This is a genomic window from Siminovitchia sp. FSL H7-0308, from assembly GCF_037980985.1.
Lineage (GTDB): Bacteria > Bacillota > Bacilli > Bacillales > Bacillaceae_C > Siminovitchia > Siminovitchia thermophila.
On the sequence record NZ_CP150282.1, the window covers coordinates 3,377,878 to 3,400,748 of the forward strand.

Sequence of the window (22,871 nt, forward strand, 5' to 3'; positions counted from 1 at the left end):
GCTATTCGGCACCACCAACGAGCCGGGCGGAAACATCATCCCGATATGCGAATGCTGATGCATTGTCTGATGAGAACTTTTACCGTATAATAGCTTTGTTCCACCTCTTAAAATGGAGAAGTACCCAAGTCCGGCTGAAGGGGATGCACTCGAAATGCATTAGGGCGGGCAACCGCCGCGTGGGTTCGAATCCCACCTTCTCCGCTCTACATTTTATTCCGACTTAATATTAAGCGGAAAACCTTGATACACAAGGGGTTTGTGAGTTTTTGTGATTTTTCAATAAGCCTATAATTTTACTCATTTGTTACCAAAATGTTACCACGGAAAGAGAGTTAAAAGCTCTCTTTTTTTATTTCCCCATAAAGAATAATAAAATTTCAAACTCCTATCGAGGGCTCTTTTTATTCAAAAAAACATTACCTTTATTTTTGTGATACCTATTTAATTTTTTGAATAGGTATAGTATAATTAAATTATCGAAAGGGGGTGAACAGGTGGATGTAGAAAAGTGTATCGCAACATTCGCTCTACTGGCAGGAGCTTTCAAAGCCATCACATCGGGCATGAAAGACCTGCACGACATATCGAAAGAGCGAAAAGAAAAGCGACGTTCTCCGGGCAAGAAGAAACGTCGCAGGTGAAACAGAGGGAGGCTAAAACCTCCCTTACCCAAAAATTATAACACATCCACTCGTAAAATATGCTTAAAAAATTTGGTTACAGTAACATAATGGTATTAGCAATTGGCCTTGTAATCATGTTCGTTTATGTTGATTTCCAAACCCCTTCTAAGCTTGACGTGTTCATGATGCTTGTTTTTGGGCTAACAATTTTAGTTTATATATTTAAGCTGGTGTTGATTATGTTTAAGAAAGGGGATGGAAAGTGAAGTACCAATTTGAATCAACTGAAGATTTATTGAGATTTTTAAATGAAAATTTATTGTCTACAGTTGAAGCAGCAGAAATATTAGGTGTATCAAAAGCGAGGATCGGTCACATGGTGCGAGATGGAAAATTAATGCCTGCCAAGGACCAGCCTAAAATCTTTTTGAAGGAAAGCGTTTTGGAAAGAAAAGCAGAGCAAGGGGAATTAAGAAAGAAATACAGGCCATACGATGAATAAAGCCCGGGTTTATCGGGCTTTATTTCTGTATTCAATAGGAAATTTTTACGAAAAACACCATAAAATGCTTGCCTAATTATACTATGCATAGTATAATTAGATATAGAAAAGAGGTGAAGGAGTGGATGACTTAGGCAAAATAATAGCCCTAACCATTTCGATTTTAACAGTTCGTCAAATGTGGTTGACCGCCCGCAAGACGAAGTTGGAAATCAAAAAGTTAGAGCTAGAAATCAGAAGGAAGAGGCGGGGAGGATAACTCCCCTCTCTCCCCTAAGTATACCACAATAACATGGATATATTAACAATCGGCATTATTGTTGTTTGGATACTTGCGATCCCCATATTTATTCGTTACCTGTTTTTAAATGCAAGGAAAAAGAGGCTAATGAAGGAGGCTGAAAAGCTTGCAAAGGAACAGACAAACCGAAGCAAATAAAAAATGGCAGCAGAAAAACAAAGAACGAGCCAAATATTTAAGCGATCGCTCTAGGACAAGGAGCTTCATACGGAATCAAGCGACACTTGAGGACGTTGAGGAGCTTAAAAAGCTTCTCGATGATCGTAAGGAGTTGTTAAAAAAAGATGAAAATTAAAATCGGACCACGAAAGCTCAGTTTAACGGACGAGTATACAAAGACAGCTCGTCCATTAAGGGCTTGTTTTTATTTAAACTCAATGGTGACTTCTTCTTCACCAACCATAATCTCTCCTTTTTCGTTATGCGGTATTTTGGCTTTGGCCAATAGTTTATCGTTACTTTCGTCAAACACCCACAACCATACAGCATCCACTCCGTACCATCCGCTTTGATTCCAGCCAAACAATTTTGGCTTGGTCTTTTTTGGTAGCGGCTGATACAACTTCCGGCCCAGGGGCTCCCCATCTGCCACAAGCATGTATAATCCGATTGCGGAAGACCAGGCAGACTTCCCATTTTTCCTTTCCACAATTAAAATAAACTCGCGATATTTGCGAGTTTCGTCAATTTTATGGATAAAACCAAATAGAGCTGCAGTCATGGACTTTTGCCATAACTCCATTATAAAAGGTTTGCCGCCCATCTCGCCTTTTGAATGTTTGCAGAAATTCTCTACAAATTCAATAGCGTGATTTGCCCTAGTTGGTGAGTATTCATATTCTGAATCTTGGTTGTGTAAATCGTCCACAAGCTTTTTATAAACCCTACGGACTTTATTGCTGACTACCTCTTCACCAGAATCAATTTTGTTCCAGTATTCGATGATTGGATTATATGTAAGTGGATAGCGTTTTATTTTCTGTTTCATCGTCTATTCACGAACGCATCAAACCCGTCATCTTCCTCCGCGGCCACTTCCTTAGGGAGAAGGTTGAACAGTTTATCATAGGCAGCCGTGTATCGGTTGATCATCGTGTTAAAAGATTTCTGAGCCGGGTTCTCGACCATCATTTTTTGTGGCCCTTGAACCATTTGATATGTCGGACCTTTTGTCTTGATATTATCTTCAAGGATCTGGAGCGTAATTGTCATAAAAGCGACTCTCTCAATCAATCTTTTTGCAACTTTTTGTTTCTCTTCAGATATATCCTGAAATATTTCCTCTAATTTTGCGATTTCTAAAGCTATCATTTCATCCTGTTTTTTTCTACTAGGTTTTGCCATTTTCGTGTTAACCCCCCCTTATGCGAAAATGACCTGTGTATTACAGAAAACTTGGCGCTCGCTCGGCAGGGCCCCGCTTTTTTGACCGTACCTAGGGGGGCCTGACCAACTTTTCAATTTGTTTTTATCAGTTGTCCAATTTCATCGAACCCACATCCTTCACGGATTGGAGAATGAACTTGCTTATGTTCCTTGTTATGGCAGTCGTGGCATAGTAACTCCAGTAAGTCTTTGTTCAATGTTATGGAAGGATCATTCACATTTTCTTTTGTAATTGGAATTGTATGATGAACAATGTCTCCTGGACTGCCGCACCGTTCGCATATACCGTGTTGACTATCATAGTAGTACTGTCTTAACTTCCTCCACGCTTGAGTTTGGTAAATTTTATCTCCGATTCTTTTGCGCTTGTATGTCACATATCAGCCCGCCCGAAGTTTATCAAATTAAATTTAAGCTGAGACATTCTTTCGTTGATCTCTTCTTGCAACTCCAAACGGTTAGCTGCATTGTGTAAGCCCTTGATGTTATCCTTCTTACGCTGTAGCTTCCGTACCTTGGCATCCGTAACAAAAGAAGTGTAATGATAATAACAGTGCTCGCATTTAAAGTACGTCTCCTGTATTTTGTTTGGATGATACTTAACTTTAAAGACGACATCCGTAATCTTTTCACAATGATTACAAAGTGCGGTTACTGGTTTGGTCATGTTAAACCACCATCCCCAATAACTACATGGGTTGGCACCCCGTGTTTATCACGTTCATAATGCTTCAGGATGTATCTGACTTCACCCGGTTTGTCTGTTTTTGTAGTCCAATAAAAGTCCACCGCGGTCTTGTCCTTTATCTCTTTTCCTTTATATAAAACTTTAGGAACACTATCTAACGATTCAAGTTCGATTGTTAACAGTGGTTTATCTGTTTCATCTTCTAACTCTTTCAATGCAGCCGTAGCCTTCCTTGCTTCACGCTGGATTGTTTTTAAACCTTTGATAGTTTCGCTAAAGTCCATCTTCGCCATAAGTTTCTCACTGTCTTTATTTCTAGTATCTTGTGTTTCTTTAGTCTTTGCTTCTGCGGCATACGTTAAAACATCAAATTCGCTTCCGGCCTTTGCTAATACTTTCGTTGCCTTTTCTACATCTCCGCACGACTTATTGTCCGCCATGATCAACACTCCTTTTATAATTTTTGTATATGAAAAAAGACACTCACAAAAAGTGAATGTCTTAGCATATAGCTTATTTATTGCATTTCTCCGTTAATATCTACCCTTGTAGCATTCATTGCTCCGGCAACTCCAACCACGTTGTCTACTCCTAAATCAGAAGAAGCATACCCATCGCCAGATAAAGGTCCCCATACTTCAATTTCATCCCCTGCCGATGCTGACATTTCATATGGCGGGAATATAGGCATTATATATCCATTTTCATTCTTCACCAAAAAGGCATCTTCCATATTACCAAATAGGCCTTCCACTTTTTCTACTTTGACTAATTCGCCTTTGAAGTGATAATTCATTCCCTTGAACTTTTCTTCTGTTTTGTCATATAACATCGCACCGGGTTTTGCCGGATATGCTTCGGCGTTTGCTTCTGCTTCTGTTACGAAATCTTTTTCTTGCTCCTCTTCCTCGATCTCGCTTGCCTCTTCGCCTTCCTCTAGATCTGCTGTTTGCTCAGGTTGCTCTTGCTTCAATTCTTCTTGCGGCTTCTCTTCTTTCGGCGCAGAAGACTCTTCCTTTTCGCCTGAACAACCTACCATAAACAACAAAGCTACTACAAAAACAATTAAAACTTTCTTCAAGACACCATCCCCCTACACATATGTATAGGGATATCTTACCAATTAAAAGATGTTAGCGCTATATCTGTTGTGTTTTAAGAAAAAGCACCTCAATGGGTGCAAATGAAGATATTATTATTTTTCTATTTTTTTATCAGAAAGATTGCTCAAGATTGTTTTCGCTTCATGTAAACAAAGCTGTCTTAATAATAATTCACCTGTTACATCTGTGGATTCCTCTTGCTCTTTTATCGCTTTTTTAAGAGTTGCATACTCTGCAAAGTAATCACTATACACTTTTTGGATTTTTTTATACACTTCGCCTACTTCATTTTTGAAATTCTTATCCAATTCATTACTCATAATAGAGTATGGTGGTTCCAACAGTCTAGCCTTCACTATACTATCGTCACCGCTTTTTTCATGATGTTTTATATCCAGGATTAGAACATTAAGATAGCGTAAGAGTTCTTGCTTTAAGCGATGTTTTTCCTGATTAACTCTCTTTCTTTTTTCTAAACTATAACTTATTACATAAACCAATAAACCAGTACCAATACCCGTTATAATATTAAATATAATATCCATCTGCCTTCCCCCTCCCATCGAACCTATTCGACAAAAGGAGATATTTTCCTGCATCTATTTGCCTAGCATTTTACTAGGTACCAAGGTAATGATTTTTAAGCAAAAGAGAAAGCACCTCTTTAGGATGCAGATTCTTTAGTTTCTTTTTCCTCTTCTTCTTTTTTCCTGTCACTCATTGTAAGTTGTAATCTTTTAATTTCATATGGTAAAACATAAACATATTCCAAAATAATATCTGTGAATTTCAGCAGTGATCTAATCAACGGTTCATCAAATTCAGCGTCATCAGCATGTGCAGCTTGATTCCCGATATCCTTTATAAGAATGGACATATCATCAAGAATAGGAGGGATTATCCCCTTGTCTGACAGTTGTTTCAACTTAGTATATAAATTCCTACCGGTAGCTCCTTTATCTTTACACATCCTTTCAAGGGTTCTTCTAATAGCAATAGCACAAATTGCGCCGTCAATATTCCTTACTTTTTGCGCTGCTTGATATGCCGCTCTTATACTGCTTGGTAATCTGTTTTTAGATGTATCAATTGCCGGATAAAGTGTTTTGATTGTATGAATAAGCTCTCCACTCGGAAAACTGGAAAACGTATCCGACTCTTTACATTCTAAGGTAAATTTATTACAAACAGGACATTGATAAAAAAAATATTCTTCATAATACTCTCCTATTGGATAAGCACCACCTTCTAGATCAAATTCATATTCTGTTTCCGTGTGGGAATGATTATTAATTAATTCCATTTGTGTTTTATTGCCGCAATGGAAACAGACTTTTACCTCTTTCACTTATCTTCTCCCCCCTTTGTCTTACTTTTCCTTTTCGACAAAAGGAGGGTTTTTCCTGCATTATAACTACTTATAAACTTTTTCGTTTATGTCAATAATTAAATAACAAATAACCAAAGGAGCTTTGTTATGCGTTCAACATTTGTAGGGTCTTTTTTATTAGGAATCGGAACAATAGGAATGATAGATGGTATTTTTTTTCATCAAATATTGCAATGGCATAGTACTTATATGCACACTAACCGTTTCAATCAAATAGTTAGTGATGGATTTTTTCATTTGTTCGTTACAATCGTTATTTTTATAGGTGCAATAATATTATGGAAAAGCGATCCATCAGATTCAAAAAATAATAAGCTTACCTTTTTAAGTGGTATATTTCTCGGTGCTGGAATATTTAATTTTATTGAAGGTATTATAAATCACCATATATTGCAAATTCACCATGTAAAACCAGGTCCAAATCAATTTTTATTTGACATCCTCTTCGATGTCTCAGGGATTATTTTAATTATCATTGGATTAATTTTTAAAAAAATTGGAAGCCAAGAGTTAAAACCTCGCATATAAAATTGCGCCATCCTTTTCCAAGGGACAGCGCCGACAGATTCACTATTACCCTTTCATTAATACAGACTTTGTATGACAAGCGTATGACAAAATAATTTAACCCAATCTTTTCTCCGCTTTTTTTCTTGCTCTAGAAATGTACATTTGCACCGTTGCTTTGCTTAAACATAGTTCATTAGCAATCCGCTGCATACTCAATCCATGTGCTTTATGCAGTATAAAACACTGCCGTTCCCGTAGAGAAAATGATGAGAGAATATCCGCAAGAATAACTTTTTCTTCTCTTGTCATTTTTGGTTTTCGTTCGGTAGCATCTTCCAATTCCTCTGTAATATCAGGGATTAAATCCATACACTCAAGGGAACGTATTTGATATATCGATTTTTTATCAATCCCTCGATATGTCCCTGGCTGCCGGCCAGTTTTTAACCACTCAATAGCAAAGTCCATATCGTCAATCATCCTACTAATTCTTTTTCTATCCTCTCGATCAACAGGATCCGCTTTATCCAAACTTTTATACAATCTAATAAGCTGGCTTTTTCCGTCCAAGTATTCTTGGATCAATCTGTCTGCCCAATTCAGCATAAATAGACCTCCTAACGCTGCCTAAATGAACCTTTGTGTCTTCTGTATGTCGACCTGTTTACATCCATAAGGCTTTTTTCTGTTAAACCTCTGTGCCGCGTGCCTGGGGCTTCCTGCTTTGCTTACATCCTGATGCTCGTTTCCATTCCCTTAATGGTTCTAAATGGTGGGTTCACTTAAAACACTCCTTTCAACAAGTAAAAAAGGACACCAAACAACGCATAATGCGTCATTCAGTGTCCTCCAGTGAGCTGGTAGAACTTAAACATTTTTAAAATATTTTTTATAAACATTTTTAATATTTGCTATTTCATCTTTTCTACACTCTATTTCAGGAGTAGTAAGGTGAAAGTGGTTCCCTATAGAATCATTTCCTTTTCACTCAAACCTAGTAATAAAATCGCTTTTTTATCCAGTTGTAGGGATATTATATAACCCTCGTTTATATCAGTTTGCTATTTAAATGTTTTCCCTATGTTTCGATACCCATCTACCGATACTTGAATAGTCGAAAAAACATTAACAATTAATATGATAAATCAACTCTTCTAATCTTCCCTTAATTCATTTTCCTCAATACATTTTTGAACTATTTTTAAAAGAAAGTTTACCTTATTGCTTTTTCGAGCATTATTTAGGGTGATTAAAAAATACATGCCTAGTAAAACAAAAAAGAGAAGTAATACAACGGAAACAACATCGAATGAAGCTTTTAACTTAACCATTTCAACAAAAATAGGAATTGATATGGCAATTAGTATAGATTGAAAAGAAATATTGTACATTTCTTTTCTCTTACTTTCCTTGTTTACTTCCAAAAATATTTTTAGCACTTCTAATTCTTCTTTAGTTTTACACTCATCTAATATTACTTCTTTTGTTTTATTATAATTGTATAAGAGATCATTTTTTCTACTTTTTATATTTATTAAATCAGTCAATATATTTATTGGTAAATTATCAGATTCAGATAACCACATATTAATTGAGTAGTTGTCTTTAACCTTATTTAATCTATTTTCTATCTTTCCTACAAAAATGAATCCCTCAACCATAATAAAATTAAACAACGTTATAATTACTATTCCTGCAATTATAGATTCTAGCAAGTCCCCTTCATTTATAAAAGTAAGTATCGCTGATATAATAATCGCAATATCAAATAGGAATATAATTATAAGTTCCATTCTTCCAATGTTATTTTTGATTCTATTCAAAACTCTTCCCCTCTTCCCTCCGCATCCGCTTCACCTTCCCTTGGTGAGTAACAATTTTATATTCACCGAAAGGAGGAAGCTCTCTAATTTTTGCTTTCCCATCGCAGATGACGATTACACAGCTGGATGGTATATCCATTATATCAAATTCTAACCTTTTTCGACCGTTTATCTCTATATCTTGTATCTTCATGACAGATACCCTCCCGTATATGGTATAATCAATATGCATAAAATCTTTGCCGGGAGGAATCCTGGCTTTTTTTCATTACCGATGAAAGGATAGAGTCCATTGAAGAAGGCAGTCTTTTCAATAATTGCATTTTTTATATTGGTTTATCTATTAGGAAAGTGGACTAGTATAAATCTCATTCCATTTTAATCCCACATGCCTTGATTTATTTGTTGCATGGGATCACGTCCAATTCGATGGAAGAACCCTTTCTCTGCAGCAACTGGATTGATCCAGAGGACTTCTTGTCTCTTTGCTCCAGCTTCTGCAGATACAGTCATTGTTTCTTTATGCCAATTAACCAGTGCGTTATTGTATAATTCGTGGTCATACCCTGATAACAAAACAGGTCCTGGATGATGGTTTAACACTTCAAGTAGTTCGATATGATCATCAAGTGTCATTTCGTGCTTGTAATGTCGTTTTGTGCGGGTTTCAATAATGTAAGGTTGGTCAGCATACATTAAAACCTCTTTTCTTTTATATCGTTCTAGCAACTTTACTGCTGGTTGGTTTTCAATTTGGGCTTATTTCAACCTACTTGCCACCTTGATTATTTTCTCGGGTAGATTATCCCATTCTCCGCCATTATATAGGTTTTGATAGACAAAAGCGCAACCGCTTTTTCATTTGAGATATGAACATTTTTACAATGCTTGAATAAACAAACGATCAACCAACCTTTTCATTAACATACAAGGCACCTAGAGCAGGTGCTTTTTTACTGTTACCGACTAAACCTTTTGTCCTATATCAAGGTCCTCTGCCAATTTTCGTCAAAGATAAACAAAAATCTTTTAGTAAACAAGAAACAATATATTGTATCTATATAGAAAACACCACTCAACATATGGTATAATTCATGTAATCGTTTGATTAGCCCAAATATATTCGGGAATCATTTTGTATCTCAAGTATGACACTGTATCGGATGACTATTTTCCCGCCGCAAGTTTTCTATTACTTACAAAGGAGAAGTAGGGATGAACAAAGCTAAAGGAAAAGAAGCGCTATTAGTTGAAATCAACGCTTTGAGAAAAGAAATGGTTCGCATCGGAATTGCAAAAGGTCTAAACAATAATCAGACGGTCGAATTAAGCAAAAAGCTTGATATAGTTTTAAATAAGTATCAAGTGATTTAAATGTTATCATTTTAAAAGTAATTTTTAAGATTAAATAGAAAAAGAGCATCATACGCTCAGCTTGTAGAGTCCCTACAAGCTTTTTTATGTTGTAAAATCAAAAAAAGAGCGACCCTATATTACAGAAAAAGCCATTGAGGCGCTTTCTGGGACACGCTCCACTATCAACACCTTTTATGAAGAAAGAAACCACATGGAGATTTTTTATTTTTAGATAAAGGATTAAGTTTTATAAAAAAGAGCGACTGTATTAAAAAGAAATGTGCGGCTTCCAAGTTGGGTGCTCTCTACATATACAGGGACGGACATATAGGAGAAAGTCTCCATTTGATTGTCCATCGCCTCTGCTTTATGTGCCTAAGCTGTATTCAGGGTTTCCAGCCATTTTAGGTGTCGCCGCCAATCGCCCTCTGTACAAGCAAATGCGTCACTTGTGTTCGGGTAACCCAGGAAGACGGAAAATCTTTGAATCATAAACGCTTTGGGGACGATAACCGGAAAATTCCATCCTCATGCCCGTTGTTAGCAATGGATGATCAACACAATGTAGGGATTCATGCTTCTTATGAATGGGAACGTGCTTCCACCGCTATGTCGGGACGTTTATCTCCGTAGCGAGTAGCCTGTTCAAAGGCATAACCAATATGCAATACTTCGTAGTCTCCATGATATGGGCCGACGATTTGGAGCCCGATCGGAAGACCGTCGGAAGTAAACCCCGCAGGCACGGACAAAGCCGGATTGCCCAGCACGGAAATGTAACAGCAAGACCGCATCCAGTCTATGTAATGTTCCATCCGAACTCCGTTTATTTCCGTTGGATATTCGATCGTTACATCAAAAGGCGGAACTTGGCTGACTGGCAAAATCAACGCATCATAATTTTCAAAAAAGACTCTCATTCGGTGGTACAACTCATTGCGAAGCCTCTCGGCTCTCCCAATATCAATCCCGCGGAGTTTGCGGCCTTTGTTGAAATTCCAGACATAACTCGGCTTCATTAATTCGCTAAACCGTTCAAACAATTCATGATTGGACATTTCAAATTCCCAGGCTCGTAAAGTATGAAATACTTCATCCGCTTCTGCCAGGTCCGGATTCACTTCTTCTACATGGCATCCCAAATCAGTAAAGACCTTTATTTGCTCCTGAAGGTTGTTTCTGATCTCTGGATCAACAGGAATTTCCCCGCCAAAGTCGCAAGTCCATGCCACCCTTAGGCCGCTTACCTCTTCTTTAAACGGCTCTGAAAATTTCTCTCCTGATTCATGTATCGCAATTGGTGACCGGTTATCATAACCCGATATAACCGACATCATAAAAGCCGCATCTTCCACATTTCGGGCAATCGGCCCTTGTACGCCCAACGTCGAGTAAGGCGCCGCTTTTGGGTATGAAGGCACTCGTCCAGGCGATGGTCGCATTCCCACCACATTATTAAATGCAGCCGGAAAGCGGCATGACCCTCCCATATCACTGCCATCCGCAAAGGGAATCATTCCGGTCGCAACCGCTACAGCAGCCCCTCCACTGCTTCCTCCTGCAGTGCGCTGAAGGTGATACGGATTTCTTGTGGCACCGTATACCTCGTTAAATGTATGGGCACCCGCACCAAACTCAGGAACATTCGTTTTTCCTATGACGATGGCGCCGCTGTTTTTTAACCGCTCAACAATGAGATCATCCTCTCTCGAAACGTTGTCACGCAAAGTCCGCGAACCACATGTCATGGGAAAACCTTTGGCGTTATGAGTATCTTTAATCGCGATCGGGAGTCCATGAAAAGGGCCTGTTCTTTCTCCTGAAACAAGCATACAATCTGCTTTGTCCGCCTCTTTTAGTGCTCTCTCTTCATCCAGAGAAACGATTGCATTTACACTTGGATTCACCTTCTCAATTTGTTCCAAGTGCGCCTGCATTACTTCACGGGCAGACAACTCCCGATTTTGAATCGCTTTTGACAGCTTGCGCAAAGAATAAAAACAAATCTGATCCATACCGCCCTCACCCCATGCTTGATTGATAGTCCGTAACACCACTACAATCTCTCCAGTTTTTTTATATTGTATAAAAAGTCAGAGTTTACCGCAATATTCCTTCGTTAATATCCCTAACATCAAAGTAATCTATTTTATTTAATTTAATTTTTCGATTATTTACATATAAAATTCAATCAAGAAGGTTGAAAGGAGGCGGTTTTTTTAAGCACAAGGACACCAAACCAATATTGATAAGGGGGATGCCACTTGTTACAGGAACAGTATTTTACAAAACTGGAAGAGATATATCCTGAATTGATCAAGTTTAGAAGAGATTTACATATGTATCCGGAACTTTCCCATAAGGAAATACACACACCCGCAAAAATTGCAGACTATCTATCTTCTATCGGCTTAAAGGCAAAACAGGTGTGGGCGGCCGTGGGGTGGTTGGATTGCTGAAAGGAGGCAAACCCGGGAAGACAGTGGCACTGCGGGCTGATTTCGATGTATTGCCCATTCAAGATGAAAAAGATGTTGAATATAAATCACGCATCCCTGGTGTCATGCATGCCTGCGGACATGATCTGCACACAGCCGCTCTTTTGGGTGTCGCAAAAGTATAAAGTGAAAACCGGGAATCCCTAGAAGGAAATGTTGTTTTTATTCATCAATTCGCGGAAGAAGTGATTCCGGGTGGAGCCAAATCCATGATTGAGTATGGCTGTTTACAAAACGTTGATGTTGTATATGGAGTTCATGTCAGCTCGCTGGATTCGCTTGGGACGGTTGGCATAAGAGAAGGATATACGATAGCCAATGGAGATATATTTGAAATTGAAATTTGTGGAAAAGGCGGTCATGCGGCTACTCCCCACCTGACAGTCGATCCCCTTGTCGCAGGCAGCCAATTGCTTTTAAACTTGTAACAAATTGTCAGTAGGCAAGTTGATCCAATAGATTCTGCCGTGGTCACCGTAGCTTCATTCCACGGGGGCAAAGGCTATAACGTGATTCCTGGCAAGGCAATATTGACCGGTACGGTAAGAACGTTTAAGGAAAGTGTCCGCAACCATATTGAAAAAGCGATCGAACAGATTTCAATTTCAACTTGCGGCGGGCTTGGCGCAACGGTCAATTACAAATATGTGCGCGGCTATCCTGCTGTTGTAAACCATCCCGAAGAAACGGGTGGAAAAAGTGGCGATTTCATTATTTGGAGAGGAAAGAGTTCAACACAAACCGGCCCAAATGGGAATGGAAGACTTCGCCTATTATGTAAAAGAGGTGCCAGGTTCCTTTTTCTGGGTAGGCGGAGCTTTGGATGATCAAGAGAAAGTCCACCCCCATCATCACCCAAGATTTGATGTGGATGAAAAAGCAATCCTGTATATCGGCAAACTTTTTATCGGCTTAGTATTAAACTACCTATCCACAAAAGAACATGCTTCATCTACGGATAAAGAAACGATCCAATAACCGTTTTCCGATAAAACAGTTGACAGGAGAACAGGTTCATGACAAAAGAAGTAATGACAGCTTTCAGTACAGTTCCTCTATGGATGATTGCGTTTACTGTTATATGCATCGTGATCTTCCAAGCATTGATGTTTATAAGGTTGGCTAAAAAAGCGGCGATCGAAGTTGGGATGACATCCAAAGAAGTGAAAATCGCGATCAAAACCGGATTGATCGGTTCTATTGGTCCATCTTTTGGCATCGGGATTGTGATCATTTCTCTGATTGCATTAATCGGGTCGCCCTTAACCATGATGAGAATTGGCATTATAGGATCGGCATCAACTGAAGCTGCCGCAGCCGAAATAGGCGCAAACGCTTTTGGCAGCAGTCTGAGAACCGAATCTTTTACAGTTGAAGCTTTTTCAACCGTTGTTTGGACCATGTGTCTTGGTGGAATGGGCTGGCTCCTATTTACCTTTCTTTTTACAAAATCTCTCGGAAATGTTCAAAACAAACTGAAAGCCAAAAACCCAAAGTTAATGGGGATCGTTTCCGCGGCTGCCATGATGGGTGCTTTTGGTTACCTGGCTGTTGAAAAAATGGTCATAGACATCAGTTCGGCGGTTGCAGGATTTATGGCCATTTTTACATTATTCATTGCTAAAAAGACCGGTAAAACTTGGTTAAAAGAATGGTCATTGGCCATAGCAATGATGGTTGGCATGTATAGCGGCTACCTTATGTCTCTCATTTAACCGGGAAGCAATGTTTTTAGAAGTTCTTTTATGAGGAGGCCCTTGATCCACAAAACGTATTACAAACAAAATAGACCTTTTGTATTCACTCAAGATTTTGAAGTGGGAGGCTTTTTTACGGCACCTTACATGCGGGATAAAGTGAAACTTTATTCAGTAGGGCTCCTACTGAATGTTAGTTGAACCAATCGGGCATTTAGGTGCCGTTTCTCCCAGCCGCAAAATCACATACCGCCATAAATGCGAGCCTATTAAGCTTTTCTAAGAGTTGCTATCATTTTTCATTTCCAGTTGCTGATTGCTAGCAAGCTTCGCGTTGAACGTTTGTTTTTTCCCCAATCGGTAGACGTCCAATGATACTTCATCACCAATGTTCATCTCTGTATATAAAACTTTACGAAGGTCACTCTCGCTCTTAATCGCTTTTCCATTAACAGAAACAATGACATCTTGGGCTTTCAATCCCGCTTTCGCTATTTCACTGCCCTCATCTACTGAAACAACCAAGACTCCCTCTTTAACATTTTCGGGAAGATTCTCCAAATAGACGGATGGAACCTTGTCCAGGCTCATGACACTTACACCTAAATAAGGGCGGACAATCTGCCCGTTTTTAATCAATTCTTCCGTAATCCGGGAAACTTGGTTGCTCGGGATGGCAAACCCCAATCCTTCCACACCCTTTTCGGCAATTTTCAAGCTGTTAATGCCTACAAGTTCCCCTTTTGTATTAATAAGGGCGCCCCCGCTGTTTCCGGGGTTGATCGCGGCATCAGTTTGGATGACGTCAAAGTTCCAAGCACCCGCAGAGGTCGTCATTTCGATAGTACGATTCACCCCACTGACAATCCCCTGAGTAACCGTTCTAGACAAATCAAGCCCCAGCGGATTTCCGATCGCAACGACTTGATCGCCCGCCCGGAGCAAGCTGGAATCCCCGAAGCGTATTGGTGTGATGCCGTCACTTTTTTTCATTTTTAATACGGCAATATCTGTTAACGGATCGGTGCCAACGAGTTCCGCCGCGACTTCCTTGCCGTCATGTAAAGAGATATTTATTTGATTTGCTCCTTCGATCACATGATTATTGGTCACTATATAGACGGCATCATCTGTCTTTTTAAAAATGACTCCGGAGCCGCTTCCAGACGTTTCACCAGCCGCTCGTTGAAACGGGTCGTTGCTGCGCCTCTCACTTACTACTCCCACAACAGCTTTGGAAGCTTGCTCAACGATATCAGCAAATGAAACAGATTGGGCCGAGACATTTTGCGTATTGACGTTGGATGGAGCCGTTTCATTCACTTTTTGAGAACTTGATTGAAAACCACCTATATACTGTAAAGAAGCCAGTGTAATGACTGCACCGATCATTCCCGCGGCGGCCGTTGATAAAAACCGTTTAACGACTGATCTTTTATTTACTTGCTTGTCCATCTTTTAACACCCTCCAATAAGTGCTTTTATATAAACTACTATAAAGAGACAGTGTGTCAAACAGATGTCCGGCTTGCGTTGTTTTAAAAGAAAAGCGCAAGGCGGGATAAAAGGCGTTTTTAGCCACTTCAGCATGTCTGCTGTCTTCTCCATATCATGATGAATATGCCTTAGTGCCGCAGCAGCACAGTTAATCTGACTGTTGGCGATCTCCAGTTAATGGCCACACCCACAATCTTCAGAGTTGGTGCTTTTCCTTCCGTGCGATGAGACGCTGGCAGGCCTTTCCTTCTCGTGACACTTGAACGTCCTGTTGGCGACACCCTGGCAAGATCGCCTGCACTTGGTCGTTCCTTTCCGCCCAACCAAACGATTCGGTCTTATTTTATGCATTTTTTATAAAAAAATAAAACTGCTGGATGTAAAAATAGCAGTTTATATAAATGATGAAGCGATCTTTGGTAAGCATATCCTGAAAATCGTGCCTGTTGGAGTGCTTTTAATCAGCTCCAAATCGCCATCCATGGCCTGGGCCACCATTTTGCTGAACGGGAGTCCTAGCCCCAATCCTCCCACTTTATATTTTTTCTCATGGCCGCGGTAAAATCGTTCAAAGATGAAAGGCTGTTCTTCTTGTGGAATTCCGCTTCCTGTATCTTTTATATCAACGTGCAGAGTATTGATCGATTTTTTGACGGTCACTTCTATTTTTCCTGGCGGGTCCATCGCCTGCTTGGCATTGTTTAGAAGGTTCGTCATAATTTGCTGAAATCTTACGGGATCTACTCGGACATTCTCTTCTTCCTGAAGCAACTCAACATCCACAACCAAATCTCCCAGTTCTTGTCCCACTTTCCATTGGTGGACAGCATCTTTGACAAGTTTATTAAGTGATTGAGTCTTTAAAGAAACAGGAACAGCGCTTGCCGCAAAAGAGTTGAAAGCCAGTAAGTCCTCCACCATTGTTCTCATTTTCGCCGTTTCTTTTAAGGAAATTTCCAGAAACTCTTTCGCTTCTTCTCCACTGACGACACCGTCATTCACAGCTTGCAATAGGCCGCTGATGGATGTTACCGGTGTTTTCAATTCATGTGTCACTCCCGCCAATAGCTCGGTGCGAAGAGCTTCCAGCTTTTGAAGCTGCTGCGACATTTCTTTAAAGGAATGGATTAGTTCATGTACTTCTTCCGCCTTGGCATCGTTTGGAAGACTGATTTGATAGTCCCCATTTCGAACTTGTCGGGCCGCTTTAGAAACCTCTTGAATGGGGTGGGATAACTTCCTGGATACAATATAAATAGCAGCCCAACCGAGCAAAGCAAGGCCGATAATCATAATGAAAAGCTGACGGTATTCCTGTTTCACTTTCGTCAAATTACTTTCCGTTTCAGCGATTACAACCCATCCGAATAAAACAGATTCCGATTCTATCGGCTTTTTCACGACATACAAGGGCTCGACTCCCCCATCTTCCGAAAGCTTTTGCACATCACTTTCCTCGTTGAGAATTGCAGCATCCAGCCGTCCTTGCCAAGGATGTTCCGGACGGTTGCTCGCCAGAATAATTCCTTGCGGGTCAGCAATGTAAATCAATGGATTTTTTTCCATATCCATCAAGTGCCCACGTTCAGGAAACAGACCGGACGAATTTTCACCAGGAAGCATTTCGCGATCCTGCTGATTGACCATTCGGCTCACCATTTCCTCAGCCATAAATTCCATCATATGTAATCTGTTTTTCAATGTCGTATGTCTGATCCACAAGGCTGATACCACTGCGATAATTGTTAAGCCAACCAAAATGGTAAGCAAATATCGCGTCGTCCAATAACGTTGCAGCGGCACCCTTTTTTTAGTCGTTTTTGACACTAAGCTGATACCCCAATCCCCTGAGTGTTCTGATTTCTCCTTCTTCTTTGGGCCAATCCTTAAGAGACTTCCTTAAACGTTTAATCGATAAGTCAACCGCGCGGTCACTGCCTTCATATTCCCAGCCCCATACGTGCTCGATCAACTGATCTCTTGTGAATGTTTGATTAGGATGTTCAGCCAGAAAAAGCAACAACGATAAATCCCGCGGTATTAAACTGATTTCTGTTCCATTTACTGTCACCCGATGAGCCTGAAGGTCTATTGCCAAATGTCCATATTGCTTCACTTGATGGTGATCCCGTTTCACTCTTCGCAAAACCGCCTTTACTCTTGCCACCACTTCATCTCCAATAAACGGTTTGGAAATGTAATCATCTGCCCCCTTGTTCAAACCATCCACCCGGTGATTTGCTTCCCCGAGCGCCGTCAACATAATAACTGGACAATCGCTTTTTCTTCTGATTTCTTTTAATATTTCCCAGCCATCGATTCCCGGAAGCATCACGTCCAGCAATACCAAAGCCGGTTTTACTTCATCAAACTTGATTAACGCTTCTTTTCCGTTTGAAACCAGCTCTGTTTGAAAATGGGCCTTTCTTAAGTACACCTTTAACACTTGGCTAATAGGATATTCATCTTCTACAATCAGTATGGTTTCCATCTTTCCATCTCCAATGTCTCTGACCGGTTGTACCAATCGGCCACTCTTTTGGTTTATTGACTATATCATGAAAAGATGTCAGCGACATGTCAAGTTTGATAAACATGAAACTTCGAAGAAGCATTCTCCACCAATACCCATTTTATATGGGATGTGCCCAGCAATTTTCTCCTTATACTGTGAAACCGCCTCTTCTGATGATGGTTCTTATTTTTTGTAAAAAAAATGAGTCCAGGCAAATTGGGCTTACGATGTCAAAAGTGATGAACTCATACCATCAATGATCATGTAAAACCCGCCAACGAAAAAAATCCGTTTCAAAATGAATCCATCATTTTGAAACGGATCGAACCCTCTATTGTTTCATAGGTATGTCAAATGTAACGGATTTTTCCTTGAACAGCTTTTTCGCATTTTCATCAGCAAGCGGTCCAACTTGAAGTTGGAACTTTTTAAAGATGTCAAATTCATCTTTTCTAAACAAGAAGACGGTCAAAATTTCTTCTTTGTCCCCAGGATTGAATAATCCGCTATAATTCGGCTCCAGCATGCCTTGGTTCAACATCGTTCCGCGGTTTTCATCAACGGTCAATTTTCTTTCAATGAAAAACTTATCAAAAGGAGTCTCACTGCCATTTTCAATGGTTGTTTTTACTGTCAATGCAACTAATTCACCGTCTCCGAAGTTTGTAAATCTTTCTGCGTGTGCTGCCGTCGGGGTCACATTCGCATACTGAACGCCGTCGAGCGTAATTTTAACGCCATCTATTTCTTTTGTTTCGTTAATATCCGTCTTTTCAAAAAAGACCTCTTTATCCGCAATATTGTCTGTCACCATTTTATCTTGGTACAACGTCGATGATGTTTCGGCTTTCTCGGTACCCTTTTCGTTAAAAGGCAATTTGAATACAGCCTCTTCCCCCAGTGTTTGAGCTACATCGTCATTCAAGAATAACTTATCAATTGTTAAAGTAGGAGCAGTCAATTTATCAAATTGTGCTTTCGTCATCGTATGGGCGATCATCCCTGTGAAGCTTTTCCCTTTTGAAAACTGGGAAACATTTTCCGTGCTTTCATCCTTCAGCCATTTATCTCTGTCAACCAAATGTTGTCTTTTACCAAGGTCATCCACGCCATCGTCTGATTGCAGTGTCACTCCTTGTGAGAAATAGACATCTTCATCTGATTGGTTATCTAATGTCATTTTATAGGTGAGTACATACCCTTCATCTTGATCGTCGAAATCCGCTTTCCGCGACTCATTCATATTCGATACACGGACAATTTGGTATTCATCAATCTCAATTGTTACATCATCCTTGTAAGCATGTTTCAGCCCGGGATTTTTGTTTGTATACACAACCTCGACATCTCCGCCGGTTTCCTCTTCGATATACGGATTCAAAACAGCGCCATCGTCTTCTTTGTCGGCGGAGTCTTTCTCGTCTGCTTTCTGTTCATCCTCTTTTTCTTTTGCTTTATCCGCTTTCTCTTCTGTCGCGGCAGGCTTTGACTCGCCTTTTTTGTCATCTTCCTTACTTCCGCATGCTCCCAACAAAAGGATCATTAAGGCAATTGCGTATAAGGTTAATTTTTTTACATTCATGCTATTGTCCCCTTTTACAATTAATTTTCTAACACATCATAGCATTATCCAAGTGATCTGAGGGGAATTTGAGGGAAAACGAAACAAATGACCCAAACGGACAAATTCAGGTAAATAGTTACTTTGATTCAGGTATTTCCTTTTTTATACAAAAAAAACATGCTATCGGCGTAACCTGAGTATTCCTATTGGAATTTTGAATATCCATTTCACAACTTACTACACACCATGTCACAAAAGAAATGCATTTCGTGGAACATACCATGAATTTAAAGAGGGCAATCGGATTTTCGTGTATATGGTTTGGAGTTGTTGGCTGGGCTATGGTAAAAGTAGGGAATGCCACGGCTCTCTGGATTGTTTCCTATCTATTTGAAGCGTTAAATCAACTTCTTAATAGATTGCATTAGCTTATATTCAATGCAATACTTGTCGTTAGTTTGACGATTTTTTAATACACTAATCTATCCTAATATGAGTGGAGCGCAGTCATATAATGTGTAATGAGGATGATGACAACTTCTCACTTTTTCATACAGTCCAAAGAAACGAATAAAGTAGGTTACCTAGCAAAACTTCAAAATATTGATAAAATGGAACTTGTAATAGGTGGAATCCTTATAAAAGTACTGTTAATATAATGATATTACATGCAAAAAGTTGTATACGATAAGTTCCACGTCGAACGTTAGCCGATGAAACGTTAGAACAGAGACAAACCAACCAGCAAACGCTGTCGCTCGTAACGTGCGATGACAAACTAAAAAGACCTAATTGACTTAAACCAAATGAAGATGCGAGTATCGAATGATTTTTCCGCTACTTGGGTACTTGGTTCCCGGGTCTTCAAAATAGGCAGACTTTTCCACACGAACCCAAGGCAATGGAATAGGAGTCCTTTTTCCCACAACTTTCCGATTGCTGTTTAAAGATAAATAGATGGAAACGCTTTTTTACCTTGCGGCAGATCACAGAACTGTCGCTGATTCAAAATGAATAAGAGGAGTGAATCTCATGTTTCCGATGACAAATATCCCTCCCTTTATCCAGAGGGAACTTGAACAGCTGAATGAGAAAATCGCCCCGCTCTTAAAAAAGGCATCGAAGTATGGATTTTGGTCAATCCCTTTAATCCTGATCTCCATTTTCAACCTGGTAACGGTTTTATTTCTCATTCCCGATAAGCAAAAAATGATCCTGGCGATGATCCTTTATGCCATAATAGGAGCACTTGGCATGGCGTTATGGAAAGAAGCAAAGCTACAACGCAAAGAAATTCAAAAAGTCAGTGCGGATTATGTAATCAACCGTATTGAAAAAAGCGATATCGCTTCCGCTTCCTTGAAAAGGAAATATACGTCATTGGTAAAAGAATCTCCCATTTTGGCCATCAACTATTTTGTCAAGTTTTTGGAGGCCGAAAACAAAGAAAACCACTATTTTCATCCATAAAGAAACAAACATTGATCCGGGAGTTTTCAAGAGTTCCATTGTTCGAGACTTCCATCTCCCATCATGAAACGCGCGGAAGCTTTTTATCCATAAAGACGATGCCATACTACTGGCTCACTGAACTAGCAGAGCAAGAAAGCGGCAATTTCCTATTCATAGGGGCGGCCTGCTAAACGGCGTTGAAGATTGGAAACTGCATTCGTGGATTAACGCCGATCATTAAGACCGCGAAAACTCCAAGCAACAGCATCCTAAATCGGATGAAAGTGCTTGAACATTTCCAACGACAAAGATCTGTTCCATGTGCTGCAAATAATCACATCGGTCACATTCGCGAATTTGGCCGAAGCCCTTGGAGCATCTTAAAATGCGCGAATCAGCGCTTAAACAAAAACGGCAGGCATTCAAGTCCCTGCCGTTTTTTATTCATAATGCCAAAAATTGCCATCAAAACCCGTCAATCAAGACTAGACGACGACTCTTGTTCCGGCTTTTTCCAAGCAAGTGACAGCGCGACACCGACCAATAAAAAGACGGATGAAAAATAGAAAGGGTAATCTAAATCTATGTCAAATAAGATGCCGCCAATAATCGGACCCAACACATTTCCAATGCTTGTAAACATCGAGTTCATGCCGCCTACAAACCCTTGTTCATCGCCGGCGATTTTGGATAAATAAGATGTGATGGCCGGGCGAATCAGGTCGAAACCGACAAAAATGATAAATGTGACAAAAAGAATGTGGAAGTAAGAAGTGACAGTAGTCATCAGGAAAACAAGTATGACCGAAACGATCAGGCAATACCGCACTAAGCCGATTTCGCCCAAGTGTTTCGTCAAGCGGTCAAAAAAGGCGACCTGCGCAACCGCACCCACAATCGCACCACCGGTAATGACGATCGCAATATCTTTTGGCGTGAAGGAAAATTTATGGTCAACAAAGAGAGAAAATAATGACTCAAAGGCCGCCAAACTGAATGCCGTAATGAAAATAATGATAAAAGCGAAAAAATACATCGGGATAAACATCCGTTTGATACCGGCTTTTTGATTAAGAGCCGCCTCATCCCGATTCCGCTCCGGCTCCCGAAGAGTAAACATGGATAAAACCGCCGCAATCAACGCGAATACGGCCGCAGTAAAAAAAGGAATTCGCGGTCCAATTTCAGCTAAAAATCCCCCAAACCCCGGGCCAATAATAAACCCCGTCGAAATGGCGGCCGACATGTAGCCCAGTGCTTTCGGGCGGGTCGCCATTGTTGTAATATCAGCAATAAACGCTGTAACCGCCGGCATGATAAACGCCGCGCTTATACCGCCGAGAAAGCGGGAAGCAAAGAGAACTTCGACTGTTTTACCAAGCCCAAACAACAATTCGGAAAGACTGAAGATGAACAAGCCGTAGACAATCATTTTTTTACGCCCATACTTATCTGCCCAGCGCCCCGCGATCGGTGACATGATCAATTGCATAATGGCAAAGGCCGCCACCAAATTTCCCACAACCGAGCCCGATAACTTTAATTCATTCATAATGGTCGGAAGTACCGGAATGACCAGCCCAATCCCCAAAAAGGCAATAAAAAGATTTATAAGTAATATGGTTAACGTCATATTTTGGTTTTTCATCTGACTATCTCCTTCTGTTATTCCATTAAGGAATATCCAAGAAACAATATAATCCTTTCCAAGGATAAGAGTCAATCGTTTTGAAAAAAAATTCAGTATCTCTGCGAAAAAAAAAGAAAATCGGGGAAAAAGTCCAAAAAAATGTGGAGAAAAAATAAGGATTTTCTCCACATAGTTTGTTATTAGTATCTTGTTCCAGCCACATTGGTTGTAAGCTAAGAAAATCAAAGAGTGACAAAACCAGACTTTTTGGACCCTCTTATTTCGCGGATAATTAACAAGAGACAGTGCGTTTTTTGGTTTTTCCCCTTGGAT

26 protein-coding genes, 1 tRNA gene and 2 pseudogenes are annotated in these 22,871 nt (G+C 40.0%); 10 read left to right on the forward strand and 19 right to left on the reverse strand.

Going from position 1 to position 22,871, the window contains the following annotated elements:
* The first annotated feature begins 114 nt into the window (after nt 1-114).
* The 5 genes from MHB50_RS15930 to MHB50_RS15950 all read left to right on the forward strand — a co-directional run bounded on the left by MHB50_RS15930 (nt 115) and on the right by MHB50_RS15950 (nt 1,724).
* Nucleotides 115-204: transfer RNA gene (locus MHB50_RS15930), tRNA-Ser, on the forward strand.
* 293 nt (nt 205-497) lie between these two features.
* Nucleotides 498-644: a hypothetical protein gene (locus MHB50_RS15935; RefSeq protein ID WP_339164697.1), complete on the forward strand. Its 147-nt coding sequence runs from the start codon at nt 498-500 to the stop codon at nt 642-644.
* A gap of 244 nt (nt 645-888) precedes the next feature.
* Nucleotides 889-1,128, forward strand: coding sequence for a helix-turn-helix domain-containing protein (locus MHB50_RS15940; protein ID WP_339164698.1), 240 nt, complete (start codon nt 889-891; stop codon nt 1,126-1,128).
* Between the two features lie 121 nt (nt 1,129-1,249).
* Nucleotides 1,250-1,387 carry a hypothetical protein gene (locus tag MHB50_RS15945; RefSeq protein WP_339164699.1) on the forward strand — a complete coding sequence of 46 codons (138 nt, stop codon included), beginning with the start codon at nt 1,250-1,252 and terminating at the stop codon, nt 1,385-1,387.
* Between the two features lie 148 nt (nt 1,388-1,535).
* The gene (locus MHB50_RS15950; RefSeq protein WP_339164701.1) at nt 1,536-1,724 is read left to right on the forward strand and encodes a hypothetical protein; all 189 of its coding nucleotides are present in this window, start codon (nt 1,536-1,538) and stop codon (nt 1,722-1,724) included.
* A 69-nt stretch (nt 1,725-1,793) separates the two neighbouring features.
* On the opposite strand, the gene MHB50_RS15955 is transcribed toward MHB50_RS15950, so the two are convergent.
* The 9 genes and pseudogenes from MHB50_RS15955 to MHB50_RS15995 form a co-directional block, all read right to left on the reverse strand.
* Complete coding sequence (locus MHB50_RS15955) at nt 1,794-1,922, reverse strand: hypothetical protein (RefSeq protein WP_339164702.1); 129 nt, start codon at nt 1,920-1,922, stop codon at nt 1,794-1,796.
* A gap of 1 nt (nt 1,923) precedes the next feature.
* Nucleotides 1,924-2,417: pseudogene (locus MHB50_RS15960) on the reverse strand (terminase large subunit); the annotation flags it as partial.
* Entirely contained in the window at nt 2,414-2,773 is a 360-nt protein-coding gene (locus MHB50_RS15965) for a hypothetical protein (RefSeq protein WP_339164703.1), read from the reverse strand. The gene MHB50_RS15965 and the pseudogene MHB50_RS15960, both read right to left, overlap by 4 nt.
* A gap of 113 nt (nt 2,774-2,886) precedes the next feature.
* Nucleotides 2,887-3,192 carry an HNH endonuclease gene (locus MHB50_RS15970; RefSeq protein WP_339164705.1) on the reverse strand — a complete coding sequence of 102 codons (306 nt, stop codon included), beginning with the start codon at nt 3,190-3,192 and terminating at the stop codon, nt 2,887-2,889.
* On the reverse strand, nt 3,189-3,482 hold the full coding sequence (locus tag MHB50_RS15975) for a hypothetical protein (RefSeq protein WP_340084182.1): 294 nt from the start codon (nt 3,480-3,482) through the stop codon (nt 3,189-3,191). The genes MHB50_RS15970 and MHB50_RS15975 overlap by 4 nt, the downstream gene beginning before the upstream one ends.
* Nucleotides 3,479-3,943, reverse strand: a complete 465-nt coding sequence (locus MHB50_RS15980) for a hypothetical protein (RefSeq protein WP_340084184.1) — start codon at nt 3,941-3,943, stop codon at nt 3,479-3,481. Before MHB50_RS15980 ends, MHB50_RS15975 begins: the two co-directional genes overlap by 4 nt.
* 77 nt (nt 3,944-4,020) lie before the next feature.
* Nucleotides 4,021-4,584, reverse strand: a complete 564-nt coding sequence (locus MHB50_RS15985; protein ID WP_340084186.1) for a hypothetical protein — start codon at nt 4,582-4,584, stop codon at nt 4,021-4,023.
* A 114-nt stretch (nt 4,585-4,698) separates the two neighbouring features.
* A complete protein-coding gene (locus MHB50_RS15990) occupies nt 4,699-5,151 on the reverse strand; it encodes a hypothetical protein (protein WP_340084187.1) in 453 nt (150 codons plus the stop codon).
* Nucleotides 5,152-5,270: 119 nt separating this feature from the next.
* The gene (locus tag MHB50_RS15995; RefSeq protein WP_340084188.1) at nt 5,271-5,954 is read right to left on the reverse strand and encodes a DUF4145 domain-containing protein; all 684 of its coding nucleotides are present in this window, start codon (nt 5,952-5,954) and stop codon (nt 5,271-5,273) included.
* Between the two features lie 129 nt (nt 5,955-6,083).
* Here MHB50_RS15995 and MHB50_RS16000 point away from each other — a divergent pair, with 129 nt between their 5' ends.
* On the forward strand, nt 6,084-6,524 hold the full coding sequence (locus tag MHB50_RS16000; RefSeq protein WP_340084189.1) for a DUF2243 domain-containing protein: 441 nt from the start codon (nt 6,084-6,086) through the stop codon (nt 6,522-6,524).
* 96 nt (nt 6,525-6,620) lie between these two features.
* On the opposite strand, the gene MHB50_RS16005 is transcribed toward MHB50_RS16000, so the two are convergent.
* The 4 genes from MHB50_RS16005 to MHB50_RS16020 form a co-directional block, all read right to left on the reverse strand.
* Nucleotides 6,621-7,112, reverse strand: a complete 492-nt coding sequence (locus MHB50_RS16005; protein ID WP_340084190.1) for a sigma-70 family RNA polymerase sigma factor — start codon at nt 7,110-7,112, stop codon at nt 6,621-6,623.
* A 548-nt stretch (nt 7,113-7,660) separates the two neighbouring features.
* Nucleotides 7,661-8,329, reverse strand: coding sequence for a hypothetical protein (locus tag MHB50_RS16010; protein ID WP_340084191.1), 669 nt, complete (start codon nt 8,327-8,329; stop codon nt 7,661-7,663).
* On the reverse strand, nt 8,322-8,522 hold the full coding sequence (locus MHB50_RS16015; protein WP_340084192.1) for an XtrA/YqaO family protein: 201 nt from the start codon (nt 8,520-8,522) through the stop codon (nt 8,322-8,324). Before MHB50_RS16015 ends, MHB50_RS16010 begins: the two co-directional genes overlap by 8 nt.
* A 185-nt stretch (nt 8,523-8,707) precedes the next feature.
* Complete coding sequence (locus MHB50_RS16020) at nt 8,708-9,025, reverse strand: hypothetical protein (RefSeq protein ID WP_340084194.1); 318 nt, start codon at nt 9,023-9,025, stop codon at nt 8,708-8,710.
* Between the two features lie 519 nt (nt 9,026-9,544).
* Here MHB50_RS16020 and MHB50_RS16025 point away from each other — a divergent pair.
* Nucleotides 9,545-9,703 carry an aspartyl-phosphate phosphatase Spo0E family protein gene (locus MHB50_RS16025; RefSeq protein WP_083717369.1) on the forward strand — a complete coding sequence of 53 codons (159 nt, stop codon included), beginning with the start codon at nt 9,545-9,547 and terminating at the stop codon, nt 9,701-9,703.
* 563 nt (nt 9,704-10,266) lie between these two features.
* Here the strand turns inward: MHB50_RS16025 and MHB50_RS16030 are convergent.
* Nucleotides 10,267-11,742 (reverse strand): amidase, encoded by a 1,476-nt coding sequence (locus MHB50_RS16030; RefSeq protein ID WP_253191860.1) that lies wholly within the window; start codon nt 11,740-11,742, stop codon nt 10,267-10,269.
* A 207-nt stretch (nt 11,743-11,949) separates the two neighbouring features.
* Between MHB50_RS16030 and MHB50_RS16035 the strand changes: the two are divergent.
* Together MHB50_RS16035 and MHB50_RS16040 are read left to right on the forward strand one after the other, a co-directional pair.
* A pseudogene (locus tag MHB50_RS16035) lies at nt 11,950-13,161 on the forward strand (amidohydrolase).
* 38 nt (nt 13,162-13,199) lie between these two features.
* Nucleotides 13,200-13,898, forward strand: coding sequence for a DUF5058 family protein (locus MHB50_RS16040; protein ID WP_083717367.1), 699 nt, complete (start codon nt 13,200-13,202; stop codon nt 13,896-13,898).
* A 261-nt stretch (nt 13,899-14,159) separates the two neighbouring features.
* Here the strand turns inward: MHB50_RS16040 and MHB50_RS16045 are convergent, their stop codons facing one another.
* The 4 genes from MHB50_RS16045 to MHB50_RS16060 form a co-directional block, all read right to left on the reverse strand.
* Nucleotides 14,160-15,335 carry a trypsin-like peptidase domain-containing protein gene (locus MHB50_RS16045; protein ID WP_340084195.1) on the reverse strand — a complete coding sequence of 392 codons (1,176 nt, stop codon included), beginning with the start codon at nt 15,333-15,335 and terminating at the stop codon, nt 14,160-14,162.
* A 435-nt stretch (nt 15,336-15,770) separates the two neighbouring features.
* A complete protein-coding gene (locus tag MHB50_RS16050; RefSeq protein ID WP_077110370.1) occupies nt 15,771-17,204 on the reverse strand; it encodes a HAMP domain-containing sensor histidine kinase in 1,434 nt (477 codons plus the stop codon).
* On the reverse strand, nt 17,188-17,868 hold the full coding sequence (locus tag MHB50_RS16055) for a response regulator transcription factor (RefSeq protein WP_077110368.1): 681 nt from the start codon (nt 17,866-17,868) through the stop codon (nt 17,188-17,190). The genes MHB50_RS16050 and MHB50_RS16055 overlap by 17 nt, the downstream gene beginning before the upstream one ends.
* Nucleotides 17,869-18,223: 355 nt before the next feature.
* Nucleotides 18,224-19,474, reverse strand: coding sequence for a DUF5068 domain-containing protein (locus MHB50_RS16060; protein WP_077110366.1), 1,251 nt, complete (start codon nt 19,472-19,474; stop codon nt 18,224-18,226).
* A gap of 1,014 nt (nt 19,475-20,488) precedes the next feature.
* On the opposite strand from MHB50_RS16060, the gene MHB50_RS16065 reads away from it, so the two are divergent.
* A complete protein-coding gene (locus tag MHB50_RS16065) occupies nt 20,489-20,926 on the forward strand; it encodes a DUF5392 family protein (RefSeq protein WP_340084196.1) in 438 nt (145 codons plus the stop codon).
* 457 nt (nt 20,927-21,383) lie between these two features.
* Here the strand turns inward: MHB50_RS16065 and MHB50_RS16070 are convergent, their stop codons facing one another.
* A complete protein-coding gene (locus MHB50_RS16070; protein ID WP_340084197.1) occupies nt 21,384-22,556 on the reverse strand; it encodes an MFS transporter in 1,173 nt (390 codons plus the stop codon).
* Nucleotides 22,557-22,871: the final 315 nt, after the last annotated feature.

Excerpts from the sequence above, each read along its gene's own strand:
- MHB50_RS16060 (WP_077110366.1), bottom strand. The coding sequence starts at position 19,474 with ATGAATGTAAAAAAATTAACCTTATACGCAATTGCCTTAATGATCCTT.
- MHB50_RS16070 (WP_340084197.1), bottom strand. The coding sequence starts at position 22,556 with ATGAAAAACCAAAATATGACGTTAACCATATTACTTATAAATCTTTTT.
- MHB50_RS16000 (WP_340084189.1), top strand. The coding sequence starts at position 6,084 with ATGCGTTCAACATTTGTAGGGTCTTTTTTATTAGGAATCGGAACAATA.
- MHB50_RS15965 (WP_339164703.1), bottom strand. The coding sequence starts at position 2,773 with ATGGCAAAACCTAGTAGAAAAAAACAGGATGAAATGATAGCTTTAGAA.
- MHB50_RS16040 (WP_083717367.1), top strand. The coding sequence starts at position 13,200 with ATGACAAAAGAAGTAATGACAGCTTTCAGTACAGTTCCTCTATGGATG.
- MHB50_RS16025 (WP_083717369.1), top strand. The coding sequence starts at position 9,545 with ATGAACAAAGCTAAAGGAAAAGAAGCGCTATTAGTTGAAATCAACGCT.
- MHB50_RS16005 (WP_340084190.1), bottom strand. The coding sequence starts at position 7,112 with ATGCTGAATTGGGCAGACAGATTGATCCAAGAATACTTGGACGGAAAA.
- MHB50_RS16045 (WP_340084195.1), bottom strand. The coding sequence starts at position 15,335 with ATGGACAAGCAAGTAAATAAAAGATCAGTCGTTAAACGGTTTTTATCA.
- MHB50_RS16065 (WP_340084196.1), top strand. The coding sequence starts at position 20,489 with ATGTTTCCGATGACAAATATCCCTCCCTTTATCCAGAGGGAACTTGAA.
- MHB50_RS16020 (WP_340084194.1), bottom strand. The coding sequence starts at position 9,025 with ATGTATGCTGACCAACCTTACATTATTGAAACCCGCACAAAACGACAT.
- MHB50_RS16055 (WP_077110368.1), bottom strand. The coding sequence starts at position 17,868 with ATGGAAACCATACTGATTGTAGAAGATGAATATCCTATTAGCCAAGTG.
- MHB50_RS15975 (WP_340084182.1), bottom strand. The coding sequence starts at position 3,482 with ATGACCAAACCAGTAACCGCACTTTGTAATCATTGTGAAAAGATTACG.
- MHB50_RS15980 (WP_340084184.1), bottom strand. The coding sequence starts at position 3,943 with ATGGCGGACAATAAGTCGTGCGGAGATGTAGAAAAGGCAACGAAAGTA.
- MHB50_RS15990 (WP_340084187.1), bottom strand. The coding sequence starts at position 5,151 with ATGGATATTATATTTAATATTATAACGGGTATTGGTACTGGTTTATTG.
- MHB50_RS16015 (WP_340084192.1), bottom strand. The coding sequence starts at position 8,522 with ATGAAGATACAAGATATAGAGATAAACGGTCGAAAAAGGTTAGAATTT.